Source organism: Alteromonas sp. ISO5 (genome assembly GCF_058105165.1).
Map to the genome: position 1 here is coordinate 3,873,951 of NZ_CM176572.1, position 18,793 is coordinate 3,892,743.

The following is an 18,793-nucleotide window of genomic DNA, read 5'->3' on the forward strand; positions in this document are numbered from 1 at the left end:
AGGACAGAACGTAAGTTAATCGCAACGCCGCAAATGAAGTAGGAGTCAGGAATGCAATTTGAAGGACAGTTAGCCCAGGCACAGTGCCAGCACCCGTTCGCCGTGTTAGGCCCGCAATTTAATGGCACGAATACCTTTGTGCAGTACTGGCAACCAGGCGCGCAGGCCGTTGAAGTGGTCGATGCAGTGTCGGCTGAATCGCTGGGTACGCTGGCATCTATAAACGGAGACGGGCTGTTCAATGGCGTCATTGAAGGGCTCAGCCGCACGTCTGCCTATCAGTTGAAAGTTACCACTGAAGACGGTGAATCGCTGGTTACTGACCCGTATCAGTTTCAGACCGAAGCCTATCATGCTGTGCACTTTATTGATCATCAGCCGCAAAACCTTTACCGTCAGGCTGGGGCGCAGCATATTACCCTGGAACGCGACGGATTCAGCGGCCAGGCCATAAGATTTGCGGTGTTTGCACCAAATGCCTCGGCGGTATCGGTGATTGGCGACTTTAACGGCTGGGACGGGCGCTGCCACCCAATGCAAAAAACCGATATGGGGTACTGGGTGCTGGTTGTTCCCGGTCTTGCTGATGGTACGCGGTACAAGTATCAGGTGAAGGATGCTAATGGTCATCAGTTACCGCACAAAGCCGATCCGCTGGGATTTTATGCCGAACAATATCCTTCCCATGCGTCGTTGATTTACGATCACGAACGCTATGAATGGCAGGATGCAAAGTGGCTTGAAAAAACAGCAAGGCAGAATAAATACCAGACTCCCATGAGCGTGTATGAGGTGCATCTGGGCTCGTGGAAGCGGCCGGGTAACCCTGAGCAGCGCTATCTCAGTTACCGCGATCTGGCTGAACAACTGGTCGCCTATGTGACTGAACTGGGCTACACCCACATTGAGTTGTTGCCGGTTTCTGAGTTTCCGTTCGATGGCTCCTGGGGCTATCAGCCGGTGGGTTTATTTGCTCCCACCAGTCGGTTTGGTTCGCCTGACGATTTTAAGTTTTTTGTTGATATCTGCCACCAGAATGATATTGGCGTTATTATTGATTGGGTACCGGCACACTTCCCGGAAGATGGCCATGGTCTCGCCCGTTTTGACGGCAGTCATGTGTATGAGTACGCCGATCCACGGCGCGGCTGGCATCCCGACTGGAACTCCTGTATCTATGACTTTGGTAAGGATACGGTGAGACAGTTCCTGGTTGCCAATGCCCTGTACTGGCTCGAGCACTTTCACGTTGATGGTCTGCGCGTCGACGCGGTGGCCAGTATGTTGTACCTGGATTATTCACGGGAAGATGGCGAATGGATCCCCAATGTTCACGGCGGTAATGAAAACCTCGAGGCAATCAGTCTGCTGAAATGGATGAACGAGGAAGTCTATCGTCATTTCCCGCACGCGATGACGATCGCCGAAGAATCTACCAGCTTTCCGAAAGTGTCACGGCCGGTTTTTGATGGCGGGCTAGGCTTTGGTTTTAAGTGGAACATGGGCTGGATGCATGACTCTTTGCATTATATCAGCAAGGATCCGGCCTATCGTACTTACCACCACTCTGAAATGACCTTCAGCATGGTATATGCCTTTGACGAGAATTTTGTGTTACCGATTTCCCATGACGAAGTCGTCCATGGCAAAGGCAGTCTGATCGGTAAAATGCCTGGTGACGAATGGCAGCAGGCGGCCAATCACCGCTGTTATGCCGCTTTTATGTTTGGTCACCCGGGCAAAAAGCTCAATTTTATGGGCAATGAAATTGGCCAGAGTAGTGAATGGAATCATGATGCATCGGTTGACTGGCGTTTGTTGGACTTTGACAAGCACCAGGGTATACAACGCCTTTACCGTGATTTAAATCACCTTTACAAGGCTTTGCCAGCCTTACATGAACAGGACCACGATCCAGCCGGGTTTGACTGGATTGACCTGCATAACCATGAACAAAGTGTGTTCTCTTTTGTGCGTCACAGCTTAACTGGTATACAGCAGGTTTATGTGATTAGTAACATGACACCTGCACCGCGGGAAAACTTTCGCCTTGGCGTGCAGCGGCCGGGAGAATACCAACTGGTATTAAACACCGATGATCGCGTATATTGGGGCAGTGGCGCTGCAACACCGCAGCAGTGTGTGGCTGAACCGGTACCATGGAATCAACAGCCTTACTCGATTAATGTGAACTTACCCCCACTGGCAACTTTATTCATCGTATTTAACAAGGAGTGACCTTGAGCGGCGCACGGAATTATTCCTCCAGGGAGGTAAATTTAGGCAGTCCTTTTCCATTGGGCGCTACGCTAACGGAAGATGGCTGTAATTTTGCGGTGACTTGTACCGACGCAAGAGCGGTTATTCTGTGCCTGTTTCACGCGGACACCGAAGAAACCCTTGATGAGATTGTCATGCCGGCGAAATCCGGGGATGTGTGGCACGCCCGGATCAAAGGCGTGGGCGAGGGTATGCTATATGGCTATCGCGTTGACCGCGGTAGCGAGAGTCTGCACTATTCACCCACCGATAAATTACTGATCGATCCTTACGCCAGGCAGTTGAGTCGGCCAATGCACTGGAATGCCCGCCAGTATAAGGGTGACAGCCAGTTTATGGTAGCGAAAGGGGTCGTGGTCGCCGCAACTGAGGTCGCATCTCGCCCACCGAAGCCGGTCATTGAAAAACATCGACGTATTCTTTATGAGACCCACGTAAAGGGGCTCACGCAGCGCCATCCACAGGTTCCAGCGGAACAACAGGGTAAATATCTGGGCGCCAGTCATCCGGCGGTGCTCAACCACCTGACGTCGCTGGGTATCACCTCAGTGCAGTTTATGCCGTTAGCATCATTTATGCCTGAACCTTACATTACCGAAAAAGGGCTGACTAACTACTGGGGCTACAATCCGGTAAATTACTTTGCCCCTGAGCCACGCTATGCTCACAGCGATCCGCTTAACGAGTGTAAGGCCATGGTAGACGAATATCATAAGGCAGGCCTGGAGGTTATAGTCGACGTGGTTTACAACCACACCGCAGAGGGCGGTAAAGACGGCCCGGTGTTGTGTTTCAGAGGCATGTTTCCTCATCAGGCCTATCTGATGGAACAAACGGCAAAAGGCTCATTGGTTTATAGTAATCACTCCGGCTGTGGCAACACCGTATACTCGGCACATCCTATCATGACCACGCTTATCATGGATGCGTTGCGATACTGGGTAAGCGACATTGGCGTAGACGGTTTTCGTTTCGACCTGGCCGCCTGTCTGGGACGAGATCCTCAGCAATTCTCGGTGTTTGCCGGATTGCTTCGAGCCATTTATCAGGACCCGGTATTAAAGTCTGCGGTCTTGGTTGCTGAGCCATGGGACATTGGCCCCGGAGGCTACCAGCTTGGCACCTTTGGTGCTCGTTGGCTGGAGTGTAATGATAAATTTCGCGACTGTGTCAGGGCGTTCTGGCGCGGTGATAACGGCACGACAGCCGATTTTGCTACGCGTTTGATGGGGTCGCGCGATGTGTTTCATAAAGGCTATCGTTCCATCAATACCTCGGTAAATAACGTGACCTATCATGATGGGTTTACGTTACAGGATCTGGTGAGCTATGCCGAACGGCATAACGACGCCAATGGCGAAGAAAATCGCGATGGTCACGGCCATAATCTCTCGGCCAATTACGGTGTGGAGGGGGAAACTCAGGAGAAAACGATTCTGGCCTTGCGGGCGCAGCAAAAACGTAACCTGTTTGCCACCTTGCTGTTTTCCCAGGGCACGCCGCATATTCTGGGCGGTGATGAGCTGAGTCGCACCCAGAAGGGTAACAATAATGCCTATTGCCAGGATAATGAAATCAGTTGGTATGACTGGGAACTGGATAAGTACCGGCAGGATTTTCTGGCCTACTGCCAGCAGGTCATTGCCATTCGCCAGCAGTCTGAGCTATTGAGTCGAATGTATCTGCCAGACGATACTTATCAGTTACATCCCAATATCTCTGAAGTTAACTGGTATAAGCCTGATGGTTCCGGCAAAGGGGATGACGATTGGCAGGCCGGCGGTAATAAAGCCTTTGCGGTTGAAATTATTGGCCATCAGGAAGCAGGCGATAAGTGTGAACACTGGCTGCTGTGTTTTAACGCCAGCGATCGGAATATTAAGTTTAATACCCCGTTAAAATCGCCTAACGGCGCCTGGTCTTTGATATTGGATACCCGTTACAGTCACCCGGCCAAGCAACCCAGCCTGCGCATTCAGCATCTGTTCTTACAGGCGGCGTATTCCTTTGCATTGTTCCGGTATACCAGTTTTCCACGCTAGCGAACGCCGGCAGCGGCAAATTCGAAGTTGGCCGCTAAACACTGTTATACTACCAGTATCTGTCTGAAGCCGGCTGTTGTAACGGTTAACCAGCATCATCAGTGGCTGTCAGCCAGAGCTGTTGAGTGGCACAAAATAGCGTTAATCGGCCGGTTGTGCTTTTCATTCCGTAAGGCGATGGTATTATGCCCACCCATCGAAGTGTAGAGGGTTTCTTGATGCAAAATAGTGGCGGTTCTCAGCCGAATAATTCATGTGATATTGGTGTCATTGGTTTAGGTGTTATGGGTAAAAACCTGGCGCTCAACCTGGCTGATCATGGTTATCAGGTAGCGTGTTTTGATTTGGACGCTAAACGAATTGATGCCATTGTTGCTCAGGACCGCTACGAAAATGGTGCTGATTCCACCCGGATCGTATCAGTGCATACCCTCGAAGCGCTGCGCAGTTCATTGGTTTCTCCCGCTGTTATTTTACTTTCAATTCCAGCTGGTAAACCGGTGGATAGGGTATGTGAACAACTTATCGCCGCCGGCATTGATAGCGATGATGTAATCATCGATACCGGTAACAGTTTGTGGAGTGACTCAGTAGCGCGTGAACAACGCTTTGCGGATAAGTTCCTGTTCTTTACCACTGCCGTTTCCGGCGGTGAGGTAGGCGCCCGCTTTGGTCCTTCACTGATGCCTTCCGGGTCTGAAAAAGCCTGGCAACGCGTTGGTCCGATGTTGCGTGCTATTGCTGCCAAGGTCGATCCTGAAACCGGTAAGCCTATTGAAACGGCAACGCCCGGAGAGCCGGTTAAACATGGCGAGCCCTGTGCTGCTTACATTGGCCCTAATGGTGCGGGTCACTACGTTAAAATGGTCCACAATGGTATTGAATATGCCGATATGCAGCTAATTTGTGAGGCCTACCAGATTATGCGTGTCGCGCTGGGTATGACGCCTGGCGAAATTGCCGCTGTTTTCCGACGCTGGAATCAGGGCCCGCTGGACTCCTACTTAATTGAAATCAGCGCGGAAGTACTCGACCAGCAAGATCCTGAAACACAGCAGCCGTTGGTTGATGTTATTCTCGACAAAGCGGGGATGAAAGGTACTGGTCTGTGGACTGCTGTAAGCGCTCTGCAAACTGGCAGCCCGGCCCAAACTATCGCCCAGGCCGTATTTGCCCGCAGCCTGTCGGCGCTTAAATCCGAACGGGTTGAGGCGGCTAAGGTGCTGACCGGCCCGGAACTGGCAGAGGTTAGCGAAGCTCAGCGCGAAGCGGTAATTAATCAATTGGAACATGCGCTGTATTGTTCCAAAATCTGTGCTTATGCCCAGGGCTTCCAGCTTATGAACGCGGCCGCACAAGAGCAGGGCTGGACACTACATTTTGCTGAAATTGCCAAAATATGGCGTGCTGGCTGTATTATTCGAGCCGTATTCCTGCAGTCTATTTCCAATGCATTCGATCGGGATATCAACCTGCCCAACCTGTTGGTCGATCCGTTCTTTGCTGAACAAATTGCTACCTATCAGGCGGACTGGCGGGCCACCGTTGCGCTCAGCGCAGTACAGGGCGTTGCTTGTCCTGCTATGATGTCAGCGCTAAGTTACTATGACTCTTACCGCACGGCGGTGCTACCAGCAAATTTGTTACAGGGGCAACGGGATTTCTTTGGCGCTCACACTTTCTCGCGCACCGATAAACCGGCCGCAGAGAAATACCATATTGAATGGAGTGATCCATCTCGTCCGTTACAGCTTATCCAGTAGCAAGCCTGTCAGTGCGAGGAGGGAATTATGACTGATACCGATCAATGGCGCGACAAACTCACCGACGAGGAATACCGGGTTACCCGCCTTGCCGGCACTGAGCGGCCTTTCTCCGGTACCTTATTGTATGAGTCACGCAGTGGCAGCTACGTGTGTAAATGCTGTGGCGTAAAACTGTTCGACGATACCAGTAAGTTTGAATCCGGCTGTGGGTGGCCATCATTCTTTTCCCAAAGTAACGATGACAATGTTGGTTATCGCTTTGATGAAAGTCACGGAATGCGACGTACCGAAATTTATTGCAAAAACTGTGATGCCCATCTTGGTCACGTCTTCAGCGATGGCCCGGCGCCTACCGGTCAGCGATATTGTGTTAATTCTGTCAGTCTGGATTTTAATCCGGACTAGATTACGGACTCCTTTTAGCAGGCGGCCACAAATCGGCTCGCCTGCTGAAAAATATTCGTGCTATTTCTGGACGCAATAACCAATATTTGAAAAAAAATGAAGTTTTTTTCTGTAATTAAATTTCAAATATGCCATCACAGACGATCAATTTTCAACGCGTGGGCGTCGAAGTTCCGGGCTTCAATTGCGTCGGTTATATCGTCTGCCAGTCGATCGAGAATGTCTACCGGTAAGCTGTACTGATTGCTTAATGCCGTCAACTGGCTGTTATCGATACTGTCGGCAAAATGATTGGTTACCTTGGTCCAAACATACGCCATACGGTAATTTTCAATGTCCATCGACAGCGACATCAGCATACTGGTGATATGACCGTCAATTTCCTGCTCAACGTTGGCGTACTGACTTAGTGCCATAAACAGGGCATCCCGGGCTGCCAGTGGATCATCGGCAATCAGAATGCTGGCCAGGTCGATATAGTACTTCGGTTCACTGAACACACCTTGTCTGGCAGCCGCCACAAAACGCGCTCTGGCATCCTCGTAGCCGAATCTAGACCATTGATAATAAGAGATATAAGGGTCCGATGAGTTCTTGGTTTGCCATTGTAATTGCTTTAATGCTTTGTTGATGGAAACCGTGGCTTCCTTACGGGCAAACTCTTTATCGCGGTATTTGATGTATTCTATTTGCGATGCTTTAGTGATACACGACTCGTAGTTTTCATAATTAACCAGTAAATCAAATTTGGGACGGTCGCTGTCATCGTCTTTGAAGTTAAATCGATGACGAATGATTTCTGAACGTTCTGCCCGGCACCAGCCATCGGTGTTCAAATCGGCACAAAAATGCGGGTAATCCTCACAAATAGTTTTAATGCTGGGCGCAAATAAATCGCCACACGCAGTGATAAACAGTGCAGAAGCAAGATAAGCAACACCTTTTAAAAGTGTGGAAAAATTACTTAATAAATACCGCTGTTTTATTGTTTTTTTTGATTTTCTGAAATTTTTCAACAATTTGGAGTTACCTCTTCGATTATTTAGAATACCTGCCGACGGGAATAAGCGGTGAGAGTGTTCTGACGTACAACCACATATTCCTGTACACATCGTCAATTTTATACATGATTTATTTGATGAAGGCACTAGTATGAACCAACCCTTTGAGCAAGAATTGCAATCCAGCTGGCAGGAGCGCCAGGAATACGCAGAAATGATGTTACCGATTATCGGTAAATTATACCGTAATAAGTCTATCGAAATCTCTGTGTACGGTCGCACGCTGCTAAACGCCAGTGCGATTGATGTAATCAAAGCTCATCGTAAAGTCCGTCTGCACGAAGGCATTAAATTGCGCCTGCGCGAGAGCTACCCCATTTTAGAAGCCATCAATGACATGCAACTGGCACCAGCCCAGATTGACATTGGTAAACTGGCGTTTGATTTCCATTATGGCAGTGCCGTTGATAAAACTGATCTTACCGCATATCTGAAGGATAAGTTAGCCGCGGTGGTTGATAAATCAGATGATCATGAACCACAGGACGTTGTGCTATACGGTTTTGGCCGCATCGGTCGTTTACTGGCGCGCCTGATGATTGAGCGTCAGGGACAAAACAACAAGTTGCGCTTACGGGCGATAGTGGTTCGCGGTGGCCGTGACGGCGACCTTGAAAAACGTGCCAGCTTACTGCGTCGTGATTCAGTACACGGGCCATTTAACGGCAGTATTACAATCGATCATGAACGTAACGCTCTGAAAGCCAACGGCTCTTATATTCAGGTTATCTACGCCAACAGCCCGGATGAAATTGATTATACCGAGTATGGTATTAACAACGCGCTGGTAATTGATAACACGGGTATCTGGCGTGACCGCGATGGCCTGGGCCTGCACCTTAAAGCGAAAGGTACCGCTAAAGCCCTGCTGACCGCGCCGGGTAAAGGCGATATTAAAAACATCGTGTACGGCGTAAATAATACCGATATTACTGAATCTGATACCATTGTCTCGGCAGCAAGTTGTACCACCAATGCAATCACGCCGGTACTTAAAGCGCTGGATGAAGAGTACGGTATTCTTAACGGTCACGTTGAAACGGTCCACTCTTACACGAATGACCAGAATCTGATTGATAACTATCATAAAGGCGAGCGTCGTGGCCGCAGCGCACCACTGAACATGGTTATCACCGAAACCGGTGCCGCCAAGGCTGTAGCCAAGGCGTATCCAAAACTGGCCGGTAAACTTACCGGTAACGCTATTCGGGTACCTACACCTAACGTGTCGATGGCGATTCTGAATCTGAATCTGAATAAAACCACTGACAAAGTAGCGGTGAATGAATTCCTGCGTGATACGGCTTTGTTCTCATCATTGCAGCATCAGATTGATTACACGGCGTCTACCGAGGTGGTATCCACCGATATGGTTGGTACTCGTGCGGCGTCGGTGGTTGATTCGCAGGCAACCATCGTCGCGGATAATCGCTTAACCCTTTATGTTTGGTACGATAACGAATTTGGCTACAGCTGCCAGGTAATGCGTGTGGCGATGGATATGGCCGGCATTACCGTGCCGACATTGCCAGCTTAAACTACAATTGTACAAGCTTTAAACGGCACCTTTAGTGGTGCCGTTTTTTATCCGCGCTTAACTGACTAATAGTTAGCCAGAATCCATAAAAATCCGCTTTTCCCCGTTTAAGTGCATAGTATTGTTAAACTCGACTGTGTTAAATTACTGCTATTCGCACACCCAAATAAAACAGATAACTATAACGACAGATGCAGATTTCCAGCCTATTTGACAGCGGTAATATCCGCGTAATCCGTGCCGAGCAGCCTGATGACATCATGCTCGCGATCAATAAAGACAATCAATCCGATTTTTATCAGTGGTTTCACTTTCGCCTGACCGGTGAAGTCAACCGACTACATACCCTGCACATCAGTGATCTGGCTTCTTCGGCTTATCCAAAAGGCTGGGAAGGATACAATGTGCTGGCCTCCTATGACCGCCAGACCTGGTTTCGGGTCGACAGTGACTTTAACGGCGATAGTCTTACCTTTAGCATTGCGCTGGAGCAGCCACAGGTTTATTTTGCTTACTTTATCCCGTACAGCTACGAGCGCCATCTCGACCTGTTAGCCGATGCGCAGTGTTCACCACTTTGTGAGCTTAAGTATCTGGGGGATACCCTTGACGGCCGCGACATGTCGATGCTGGTGATTGGTGAACCCGCAGAAGACAAGCGTAATATCTGGATCACCGCGCGCCAACACCCGGGTGAAAGTATGGCCGAGTGGTGTGCCGAAGGCATTATCGCCCGTTTACTGGATGAACAGGACGGTCTGAGCCGGGCACTACTGGAAAAAGCAGTGTTTTACATTGTGCCAAACATGAATCCTGACGGTAGTGCCCGTGGGCATCTACGCACCAATGCCGTGGGCACTAACCTTAACCGCGAGTGGAAAACACCCACCCTTGAGCGCAGCCCGGAAGTGTATTACGTGTTGAATGCCATGCGTGAATTTGGCGTCGACATGTATCTCGATTTGCACGGCGACGAAGCGCTGCCGTATAACTTTGTAGCAGGCGGCGAGGGGATCCCAGCTTACAACGATAAACTCAAAGCGCTGGAAAATCAGTTTAAAGATGCCTTACTGATGGCCACGCCTGAGTTTCAGGATGAATTTGGCTATGCCAAGGACAAACCCGGACAAGCTGACCTGACTATTGCGTCTAACGCAGTAGGTCAAGCGTTTGAATGTCTGGCCTATACGATAGAAATGCCTTTTAAAGATAATAATAATTTACCTGATCCATTATTCGGCTGGTCTGTGCAACGATGCCAGCAGTTTGGCGAAGATATCCTGGTCGCCGCGTACAACGTGGTTGGCAGTTTAAGGACATAACAACAATAAACATTAACAACAAGGGGAACTGGTTTGGAAGGCTTGTTTAATTTTTTGACGTCGCTTGACGGGATGCTCGGGGGAGCCGACTGGTTTCCCTTTGTGCTGTTAGGCGTCGGTCTGTTTTTTACGATCTATCTTAAATTTCCGCAAATTCGCTTTTTTAAACATGCGTGGAAAGTGGTTACCGGCAAGTACGATCATAACGACGATCCGGGCGATACCACACACTTTCGGGCACTCACCACTGCCTTATCCGGCACGGTAGGAACAGGTAACATCAGTGGTGTGGCGTTTGCGATTTTCCTGGGTGGTCCGGCGGCGTTGTTCTGGATGTGGGCAACGGCATTTTTAGGCATGACAACCAAGTTTGTTGAGGTCACGCTGTCACACAAATACCGGGTAAAAACCGAAGATGGCACCATGGCAGGCGGCCCTATGTATTTCATGGATCGTGGTCTGAACATGAAATGGCTGGCGGTTGCTTTTGCTATTGCGACGGTTATTTCGTCTTTTGGTACCGGTAACCTGCCACAAAGTAACGGCATTGCCACCAGTATCGAAACCACCTTTGGTTTTGAACCATGGATCGTAGGAAGCGTACTGGGTATTTTACTGGCACTGGTTATTCTCGGTGGCATTCAGCGTATTGCTGCGTTTACTGCCCGGGTTGTCCCCTTTATGGCGGTGGTATACCTTATTGGTGCGCTGGCAGTGATTTTTGCCAATATTGAGAATGTAGTGCCGTCGTTTATGTCGGTGATTAGTGATGCCTTTACCGGTTCAGCGGCAGCAGGGGGCTTCCTTGGTGCGTCACTGGCTTATGCGTTTAATCGCGGGGTAAACCGGGGATTATTCTCTAACGAAGCCGGGCAGGGCTCAGCGCCAATTGCTCACGCGGCGGCCAAAACCAAAGAGCCGGCGTCGGAAGGGATGGTGTCATTGCTTGAGCCGTTTATCGATACCATTATTATCTGTACCATTACGGGTCTGGTGATTTTGTCGTCTGGTGTCTGGAAAGAAAAGCACGAAAACGTGTTTGACCGTTCTGACATGGTGTTTGTGGCCGGTGAGTATACCGACAAAGCCGAAGCCGATAAGTCGCAACTCTACGGTTTCTTAAACAGTGTTGATGGCAACGAAGTAGAAAGTTATACCGGTGCGATTACAGTGGTAAATGGTTCTGCTGTAACCGGTGGCTTCACGCTGATCAACGCCCGTTCTGTTGCCGAGGACGTTCAATACCTGGTGGGCAGCGAAGATCCATTCTCTGGTACCCTGCAGATTGAAAACGGCAAGCCGCTGAAAGAAAACCTGATTATTCAGGGAAAGTCGTTGGTACATTCCGCCTCGCTGACGACTATTGCTTTTACCCGTGGCTGGTTTGGTGACTTCGGTCAGTACATTGTATCCATTGGCTTGTTGTTATTTGCCTTCTCAACCGCCATTGCCTGGTCTTACTACGGTGACCGTGCCATGACTTATTTGTTAGGGCCACGTTCAATTATGCCGTACCGGGTAATATATGTGGCCGGGTTTGTTTGGGCATCATTCTCTGATACAACCCTGGTGTGGGCACTCTCAGCGGTGGCAATTGTGGTAATGACCCTGCCTAACCTGTTCGGTATTTTATTACTGAGTAAAGAGATGAAAGAGACTGTCGATCATTATTGGCAGCGTGTTAAAGAGAACGAAAAGTAAAAGTAAACCAGAGCCGGCTTTTGTCAGTAAAAACACTGACGCCGCCGGCATTGTTTGAAAAGCCAGGGGGGATGCCTGGCTTTTTGATATGGTGTTTAACTGTGCCTCGCAAAGGCGCGAAGTGTGATAGTTTTTTCACTGGCCGGTCTGCGAGGCTGGCAGTCAGACATCCGGAAAAAACGATTAGAGGAGATAGAATGGCGTTAATTGATTGTCCGTCGTGTGGTAAGAAGATGTCAGATAAAGCCAAGACTTGCCCTAACTGCGATTTTTCTTACGGCGAAGCCTCGGTAGAGGATATCGAGCGTAAGGAAAACATGAAACGGTTTAAGAAAATGCACAGTATTCAAAACCAGTCTATGCTCGCTATGCTGTTATTTATTGGTGGTTTCGGCTTTATGTACTGGGGGGGGGTATCGCCAGGCGACACTCAGCATTCCGCAGCCCTGATGGCCTGTGTAATCGGTTTTTTATGGTATGGCATCAATCGCGTGCGAATTGTGCTTTTAAAACGGTCGAGTAAATGAATGTAGAACAACTTCTCGCAGCCATGACGCCAGACGTTTACGAACGTTTGCGCCTGGCAGTCGAAACGGGTAAATGGCCTGATGGCAAGGTGCTGTCTGACGAACAAAAAGAAAATTGTCTGCAGGCGGTATTGTTGTACCAGGCCAGAGTCGCTCAATCCAACGAACATATGACGGTTGGCGAAAGTGGCGAGATTATCCACAAGAGCAAAAGTGAGCTGCGTCGCGAATTACGCGAAAGCCAGTCTAATGAACAATCCATTGCGCGGTTTAAACAGGATGATATTTAGTCGATTTTTTTCGCCTTCCCATAGTAGTAATGATCCGGACACAAGAATTAAAGCCATTGAAAAATTATCGCCAGATTCGCCTAACGAAAGACGCATCCTGCATGAATTAGCCTTTAATGATTCGGCCACGGCAGTCAGTCTGGCGGCCTTGGAAAAGCTTAACTCTTTTGCTCTGTGGCTGAAAATGTCACAGATTGCCAAAGAGCCGCGGCTAGTCACTGCTGCTCAGGCCAGGGTTGAATGTGCCCTGATTGATGGTAATGCTGAGATCAGTCAGCAGGAAATCAAAGAGTACCTGCTCAAATCTGCCCCGGCGGAGCAGGTGATTAAGTGTCTGCCGCTGATGACAGAGTTGCATCAGGATAAAACCTTTTGCCTGGATATTCTTAACGATCTGGGACGCAGCAGTTTTACCCAACAGCTGTTTTCAGCGACCCCTGAGTTAGCGTTAAAACTCGCTATTATCGAACAAAGCCAGGATTCTGATTTATTACAAAAGCTGTTGCGTAAAGCAACCGATGAAACTGTGCAACAGGCTTTATCAAAGCGCCTTGAGCATTTACAGGAACTGACACAAAAACCGGTTCGACTGGGCCGGGAAGTCACCCTGGTGTTATCGAAACTGCTAGCGTTACTGGATAAATCCGACTTTCAGCAGATCAGTGCTGACCAGGCTTCACTCAACGAGGAGTATCAGGCCCTAAAAGCTGATTTTGACTGCCTCGATGAGGATACACGGCAAGAATATAAAGCTAAGTTAACGTCGCTCAATGAACGCGTTTCAGCGCTGTTAGCCCGGCTTAAGCCAGAGTTTGAGGCACAGCAGCGGGCCGCTGCTCATAAAGAAGCCCAACAGGCCTGTACCGAGGCTGTGGCAGAAGTGAAACGACTGCACAAGCAATTACAGGGCGAACAAATACTCAGTCTGACTCTGGGTGAAGTCACGGTTTTTCAGCAGGCTGTTGAGAAAGCCGAAAAAGCGCTGGCAGCGTTACAGGAATATGCCACGCCGACGGAAGAAATTGAAAGCATGCTGGAGAGTTACCGGCATATCTGGGATCGACTGCCGGATTTACAGCGCCAGGTCGCGGCGCTGCAAACACAATTACACGCCTGGCAGCAGTGGCTGGAAGATGACAGCGTCACCTGGCAGCTTAACGAGATCAAAACCAGCTGGCGGGAACAAACAGCGTCGATGGCCGTTGTTCCGGCGTTTTTACGTTCTCAATGGCAAACTTTGCTGGAGCAATTGAAAGTCCGCGAACAACAGCGCCAGTCGAGCCAGCAGCGCCACCTCAAGCACTGTCGTAAGCATATTAACATCATCAATAACATGGTGGAGCAGGGCAAATACCGTGCAGCCATGGCGCGTTTCCAGCAGCTTGAAAAGGATTATCAGAGCCTACCGTCTGATACCCGGGCCATGCTTGAGAAACGTTTTGAACAAACTCGGGAGCAAATTGCCCGGCTGGAAGGCTGGCAGATTTATCTGGCCGCACCGCGTAAGCCGGAACTTATCGAGCAGGCCGAAGCGCTACTGCAAGAAAGCCAGAATGATATGCCGGGCAGGGCGCGCTCAATCAAATACCTCAGGCAGCAGTGGCAGAGTCTGGGTGAGTCAAATACGGTGGAAGATCAGGCCTTAAATACTCGCTTTGACGAATTACTGGAGCAGGCTTTTGAGCCGTGCCGCCGCTATTACGCCGAACTGGAATTACAAAACGATAAAGCCGCCGCCGAGCGTCAGCAATTAGTTGACCAGATACTGACGTTAGCCGTCGAATCAGATGATCCGGCGCAGCAGTTTCAACAGTTTGAAACCCTGAAAAAGCAGTGGCAGCAGGCTGGACAAACCGACAGCGAGCGTTACCGTCAGTTACGCGAAGCCTGGGATCAGGCCTGTAGTGCCGTGACTGAGGTGATTACTCCATGGTTACAACAAAACCGTCAGGCTAAACAAGAGCTCATTGATCAGGTTAACGCTCTCAACGAGCTCGACGACATTCAGCAGGCCAGAACTCAGGCCAAGGCACTCCAGGCCCGCTGGAAAACTATCGGGCCAGCGGGTAAGCGCTTTGAGTCGAAACTGTGGTTTGCGTTTAAGGCGGCTAACGACAGCCTGTTTAACAAGGCTAAGTCAGTGCAGGCTGAGCAGAAAGCAGCCCAGTCACAGGCCGCTAACCAGTGGCGTGAACAACTGCAGCAGATTCAGCAAGTAATGGAGAGTCAGCAGAGCTCACCTGGCGATATTCAGCACTTGCTTGATGAATGCCAGTTGGCCTTAAAAGAGTTGAACGACAGTAAGCTTCAAAAGACGCTGACTAAAGAGCTGGCATCGGTGCAGGCAGCGCTGGATACCTTGGTTGATCAACAACTGAATGATGCCTTTGCCAGTGCCACGGAGCAAATGTTGGAGCAGTTGCTATCCGCTGAACAGCCAGCTTCAGCTTTGAATGGAGATTACCCGAAGTTGCCGTCTTTGTGGTTTAAGGGAAATGGCGTCGACGAACCCCAGGAGTGGCTTAAAACGTTACTCACCCTTGAAGTACTGGCACAACTGGACTCACCAGAAGCGGATGGCTCGTTGCGTTCTACCGTGCAACTACAACTGATGCAGGCAAAGCTTAATGGCGAGTCGCTGCCATCGGCTTACCATTTGATTAGTGAGCTGTTGGCCAGTCAGGCCGTGCTGGCCAAGCTCGACACGCAGCCTTTCAGACAACGATTGTTTGACGTGTGTGTGCACTTTGGCTTACACGGAGAAGAGTAAGTTGTGAAGAACAGTGTTGAATATAAATTTCCCACACAGCCGCTGGCTTACCGTTTTTTAAATACGGTGAAACACTTTGACGCCGAGCAACTGGTGGTAAAATACGGCCAGACAAACCACCATGTCAAAGTGAGCTATCGTATTAAAACGGAAGACTTTGATCCTACCCTGGGCGAACTTGACGATTTAGCGCGCCAGATGGAAGGTGAGGAAGTCTGACCAAAGCAGGCAGGTCTGAGTTCGTCAGACCTGCCTGGGCTCGGTTAATCTGCGCTGAATTCCACCTCATAGCCTGCATACTTACGAATATTAATCACCCGGTCACCGTCCAGCATCCAGTACTGGCCTTTTATCCCGGTTAACACACCGCTGAATTCGGGGGTTTTATCCAGGTTAATGGATTTAATCTTAACCGGATAGTCCTCAACCGGGTAGCCAATTTCATGACTCACATCATCCACCGTAGTCACCGCCTGTATCCCTTTGTCTGCGGTGATTTGAGCTAAATCATCCGCCAGTTTTCCGAGCATTTGATGTTTGAGGGCAATTAAATCCTGTTGTTCAGGCTGTCCCTTCAGCATGGTCCGCCAGTTGGTTTTATCGCCAATATACTGCGTACATAATTGTTCAACCTTACCGCTGGTGAGGCGGTCGGGCACTCTTAGCATGACGGTTGCCTGGCTGGCGCCCTGATCTATCCAGCGGCTGGATATGCCATCGGTGACATGGCGGGTAATGCCCACTTTCAGGTTTCCGGTATTGGCCAGATAAACAAAATGATCGGAAAAACAGTTTTCTTCTCCCCACTCAGGCTCGCGACAGGTGCCTTCGTGGTAGTGGCACTTTTCTGGTTTAATAATACAGGTATCGCACTGAGCCAGTGAGATAACGCAGGGGTAACAATACCCCTGATTAAAACTTTTTTTGGTTTTACGTTGGCAATGGGTGCAATAAATATTGCCCGTATGCACGACGTTGACCGGTTTACCGATCAGCGGATTCATGGTGACTGAGTTGTCACCTACCGGCAGTTCGTAGTGGGCCACGTGGTTGGCATCAGTGCTGACGCGCATCTTTCTGAGGGTTCCTGAATACTGCATGATTCTCTGTTCCTGTTAGTTACTCAGCTCACCCTGTAAGCTCTTGCCAAGCTGGCGTTTAAGCTCGTCGAATGACAGTGACTGACTGAGTAAGTAGTGTAATTTTGCCAATGTGGCTTCCGGTGTCATGTCGAAACCAGAAACAACACCTGCCTGAGAAAGGCCGTGGCCAGTTTTATAACCGCCCATATTGACCCGACCTTTAAAGCACTGGGTGCAGTTAACCACTACGATTTGTCGCGCAGCGGCGGTTTCTAACTGAGACAGCAATTGTTTGTTTTGGGGGGCGTTGCCCACCCCGTAACTGAGCAAAATCAGCGCGTTGACCGGTTGTTGTAAGGTATTCTCAATCACCATAGGCGAGATACCCGGATACAGACTCACCAAACCAATGGGTTGGGCGGTCACTTTGCTCACTTTCAGTTCGGCGTCGTCAGGCTCTGCCATTTTTCCAGCCTTTATCCGAATATTGATACCCGCTTCCAACAGGGGTGGGAAGTTGGGGGAGTCGAAGGCGTCAAAGCCATCCGCATCCACCTTGCGACTGCGGTTGCCACGAAAGAGTTTGTTATTAAAAAACAGGCTGACTTCAGCGATGGGGTAATTGGCGGCAATATACAAAGCATTCAATAAATTCACCTGACCATCGGAGCGAAGCTCTGCTAACGGAATTTGCGAGCCAGTGACAATCACCGGTTTACTCAGGCCCTGTAACATAAAGCTCAGTGCCGAGGCGGTATACGCCATGGTGTCAGTGCCGTGAAGGATGATAAAGCCATCAAATTTGTGATAATTCGCCGCAATATCATCGGCGATAAATTGCCAGTCGGCCGGGCTCATGTCTGATGAGTCCATTAGCTCGTCATATTCACGCAGCGTGAACTGCGGCATCTCCGGGCGATGAAATTCCGGCATTGAGGCCAGGGTTTTGGCCAGGAAACCGGCTGCCGGCACGTAGCCCTGGGAGGAAGGCCGCATACCGATGGTGCCGCCGGTGTAGGCAATGTAAATTTGTTTACGCATGGTCTTACCATAAACTGCTGTCATTTGCGTGATTGTAACAAGGGAGGAGCGCCAGACTAAATGCTTATTGTGTTAAACATTGGATTGATGAGTTCACTTTGGCCGAAAGTTAACTGATAATACAGGTAACTCACTCAATAATGACAGGTAAATAAATGAATAATAAAGGATCTTTAGTGTGTGTGGGCCCTGGCATGATACTCGGGGCACATATGACAGAGCGCTGTAAAAATCATATCCAGCAGGCCGATGTGGTGTTTACCAGTTGTCATCCTATTATCGAGCAATGGATAGCCACAATGAACCCCAGGACGCAATCCCTTCAACATTTTTATGGCGACAGTAAAGACCGCCGTAACACTTACCGGGAAATGCAGGCGGCAATACTTGCCAAAGTGCGGGATAACAAGCGGGTTGTTGGCGTATTTTACGGTCACCCTGGCGTGTTTGCCCAAGTGCCGCATTACAGTATCCAGCAAGCGCTACAGGAAGGCTATCAGGCCTGGATGGAGCCGGGTATTTCCGCAGATGCTTGTCTGTATGCTGATATGGGCATTGATCCGGGAGCTTATGGCTGTCAGCAGTTTGAAGCAAGTCAATTTATGTTTTATCAACGCCAGCTTGATCCCAGCGCCTATGTTATAATGTGGCAATTGGGACATGCCGGGGATGTGTCGTTGACACCACGGTTAACAGGGCCAGCGGAACGGGAACTTTTAGTAGAAATGTTGTTGGCATACTACGAGCCTTCACATCAGGTAGCGATTTATGAATCACCATTTTTACCGACTGAGAAACCCAAAATTATTTGGTTTCGGTTGGATCAATTACCAGGTGCCGATGTTTCATTGATTTCGACCCTTGTGATCCCTCCCGGACATCGTTTGGTCCCAAATGATGAAATCGTAATAAGATTAAAGTCGATTTATGCGGCGACGCGTGATAGAAATACAGATGATGAATAAAAGA

At 49.5% G+C, this 18,793-nt stretch carries 15 protein-coding genes; 12 read left to right on the forward strand and 3 right to left on the reverse strand.

Translation table 11 applies throughout. From position 1 onward, the window contains the following. The first annotated feature begins 51 nt into the window (after window positions 1–51). The 4 genes from glgB to msrB all read left to right on the forward strand — a co-directional run bounded on the left by glgB (window position 52) and on the right by msrB (window position 6,493). Window positions 52–2,238, forward strand: coding sequence for a 1,4-alpha-glucan branching protein GlgB (glgB, locus tag AC2T0J_RS17390; protein WP_489807027.1), 2,187 nt, complete (start codon window positions 52–54; stop codon window positions 2,236–2,238). Between the two features lie 2 nt (window positions 2,239–2,240). After that, window positions 2,241–4,322, forward strand: a complete 2,082-nt coding sequence (gene glgX / locus AC2T0J_RS17395) for a glycogen debranching protein GlgX (protein ID WP_489807028.1) — start codon at window positions 2,241–2,243, stop codon at window positions 4,320–4,322. A gap of 218 nt (window positions 4,323–4,540) precedes the next feature. Continuing rightward, entirely contained in the window at window positions 4,541–6,085 is a 1,545-nt protein-coding gene (gndA, locus tag AC2T0J_RS17400) for an NADP-dependent phosphogluconate dehydrogenase (RefSeq protein ID WP_489810360.1), read from the forward strand. 27 nt (window positions 6,086–6,112) lie between these two features. Then, window positions 6,113–6,493, forward strand: a complete 381-nt coding sequence (gene msrB, locus AC2T0J_RS17405) for a peptide-methionine (R)-S-oxide reductase MsrB (protein ID WP_489807029.1) — start codon at window positions 6,113–6,115, stop codon at window positions 6,491–6,493. A gap of 134 nt (window positions 6,494–6,627) precedes the next feature. Here msrB and AC2T0J_RS17410 read toward each other — a convergent pair whose 3' ends face one another. Then, window positions 6,628–7,512 carry a DUF2989 domain-containing protein gene (locus tag AC2T0J_RS17410; protein WP_489807030.1) on the reverse strand — a complete coding sequence of 295 codons (885 nt, stop codon included), beginning with the start codon at window positions 7,510–7,512 and terminating at the stop codon, window positions 6,628–6,630. 133 nt (window positions 7,513–7,645) lie between these two features. Here AC2T0J_RS17410 and AC2T0J_RS17415 point away from each other — a divergent pair, with 133 nt between their 5' ends. The 7 genes from AC2T0J_RS17415 (at window position 7,646) to AC2T0J_RS17445 (ending at window position 15,920) form a co-directional block, all read left to right on the forward strand. Beyond that, window positions 7,646–9,091 (forward strand): glyceraldehyde-3-phosphate dehydrogenase, encoded by a 1,446-nt coding sequence (locus AC2T0J_RS17415; protein ID WP_489807031.1) that lies wholly within the window; start codon window positions 7,646–7,648, stop codon window positions 9,089–9,091. 191 nt (window positions 9,092–9,282) lie between these two features. After that, window positions 9,283–10,413 (forward strand): M14 family metallopeptidase, encoded by a 1,131-nt coding sequence (locus tag AC2T0J_RS17420; protein WP_489807032.1) that lies wholly within the window; start codon window positions 9,283–9,285, stop codon window positions 10,411–10,413. A gap of 33 nt (window positions 10,414–10,446) precedes the next feature. Further along, window positions 10,447–12,114, forward strand: a complete 1,668-nt coding sequence (locus AC2T0J_RS17425) for an alanine/glycine:cation symporter family protein (RefSeq protein WP_489807033.1) — start codon at window positions 10,447–10,449, stop codon at window positions 12,112–12,114. A gap of 197 nt (window positions 12,115–12,311) precedes the next feature. Further along, window positions 12,312–12,641, forward strand: coding sequence for a zinc ribbon domain-containing protein (locus AC2T0J_RS17430; protein ID WP_279321115.1), 330 nt, complete (start codon window positions 12,312–12,314; stop codon window positions 12,639–12,641). After that, window positions 12,638–12,931 carry a YeaC family protein gene (locus AC2T0J_RS17435; protein WP_296044376.1) on the forward strand — a complete coding sequence of 98 codons (294 nt, stop codon included), beginning with the start codon at window positions 12,638–12,640 and terminating at the stop codon, window positions 12,929–12,931. The genes AC2T0J_RS17430 and AC2T0J_RS17435 overlap by 4 nt, the downstream gene beginning before the upstream one ends. Next, window positions 12,921–15,701, forward strand: coding sequence for a DUF349 domain-containing protein (locus tag AC2T0J_RS17440; protein WP_489807034.1), 2,781 nt, complete (start codon window positions 12,921–12,923; stop codon window positions 15,699–15,701). The genes AC2T0J_RS17435 and AC2T0J_RS17440 overlap by 11 nt, the downstream gene beginning before the upstream one ends. 3 nt (window positions 15,702–15,704) lie before the next feature. Next, window positions 15,705–15,920 carry a hypothetical protein gene (locus tag AC2T0J_RS17445; protein WP_489807035.1) on the forward strand — a complete coding sequence of 72 codons (216 nt, stop codon included), beginning with the start codon at window positions 15,705–15,707 and terminating at the stop codon, window positions 15,918–15,920. 44 nt (window positions 15,921–15,964) lie between these two features. Here the strand turns inward: AC2T0J_RS17445 and AC2T0J_RS17450 are convergent, their stop codons facing one another. Both AC2T0J_RS17450 and ansA read right to left on the reverse strand, forming a co-directional pair. Continuing rightward, window positions 15,965–16,801, reverse strand: coding sequence for a DUF2797 domain-containing protein (locus tag AC2T0J_RS17450; protein ID WP_489807036.1), 837 nt, complete (start codon window positions 16,799–16,801; stop codon window positions 15,965–15,967). A 15-nt stretch (window positions 16,802–16,816) separates the two neighbouring features. Next, entirely contained in the window at window positions 16,817–17,824 is a 1,008-nt protein-coding gene (ansA, locus tag AC2T0J_RS17455) for an asparaginase (protein ID WP_489807037.1), read from the reverse strand. A 155-nt stretch (window positions 17,825–17,979) separates the two neighbouring features. Here ansA and AC2T0J_RS17460 point away from each other — a divergent pair, with 155 nt between their 5' ends. Beyond that, window positions 17,980–18,789 carry an SAM-dependent methyltransferase gene (locus tag AC2T0J_RS17460; RefSeq protein ID WP_489807038.1) on the forward strand — a complete coding sequence of 270 codons (810 nt, stop codon included), beginning with the start codon at window positions 17,980–17,982 and terminating at the stop codon, window positions 18,787–18,789. Window positions 18,790–18,793: the final 4 nt, after the last annotated feature.

What these genes read in the sequence shown, in the direction of transcription:
- glgB (WP_489807027.1), top strand. Translation starts at nt 52, where the DNA reads ATGCAATTTGAAGGACAGTTAGCCCAGGCACAGTGCCAGCACCCGTTC.
- gndA (WP_489810360.1), top strand. Translation starts at nt 4,541, where the DNA reads ATGCAAAATAGTGGCGGTTCTCAGCCGAATAATTCATGTGATATTGGT.
- msrB (WP_489807029.1), top strand. Translation starts at nt 6,113, where the DNA reads ATGACTGATACCGATCAATGGCGCGACAAACTCACCGACGAGGAATAC.
- AC2T0J_RS17415 (WP_489807031.1), top strand. Translation starts at nt 7,646, where the DNA reads ATGAACCAACCCTTTGAGCAAGAATTGCAATCCAGCTGGCAGGAGCGC.
- AC2T0J_RS17420 (WP_489807032.1), top strand. Translation starts at nt 9,283, where the DNA reads ATGCAGATTTCCAGCCTATTTGACAGCGGTAATATCCGCGTAATCCGT.
- AC2T0J_RS17430 (WP_279321115.1), top strand. Translation starts at nt 12,312, where the DNA reads ATGGCGTTAATTGATTGTCCGTCGTGTGGTAAGAAGATGTCAGATAAA.
- AC2T0J_RS17435 (WP_296044376.1), top strand. Translation starts at nt 12,638, where the DNA reads ATGAATGTAGAACAACTTCTCGCAGCCATGACGCCAGACGTTTACGAA.
- AC2T0J_RS17440 (WP_489807034.1), top strand. Translation starts at nt 12,921, where the DNA reads ATGATATTTAGTCGATTTTTTTCGCCTTCCCATAGTAGTAATGATCCG.
- AC2T0J_RS17450 (WP_489807036.1), bottom strand. Translation starts at nt 16,801, where the DNA reads ATGCAGTATTCAGGAACCCTCAGAAAGATGCGCGTCAGCACTGATGCC.
- ansA (WP_489807037.1), bottom strand. Translation starts at nt 17,824, where the DNA reads ATGCGTAAACAAATTTACATTGCCTACACCGGCGGCACCATCGGTATG.
- AC2T0J_RS17460 (WP_489807038.1), top strand. Translation starts at nt 17,980, where the DNA reads ATGAATAATAAAGGATCTTTAGTGTGTGTGGGCCCTGGCATGATACTC.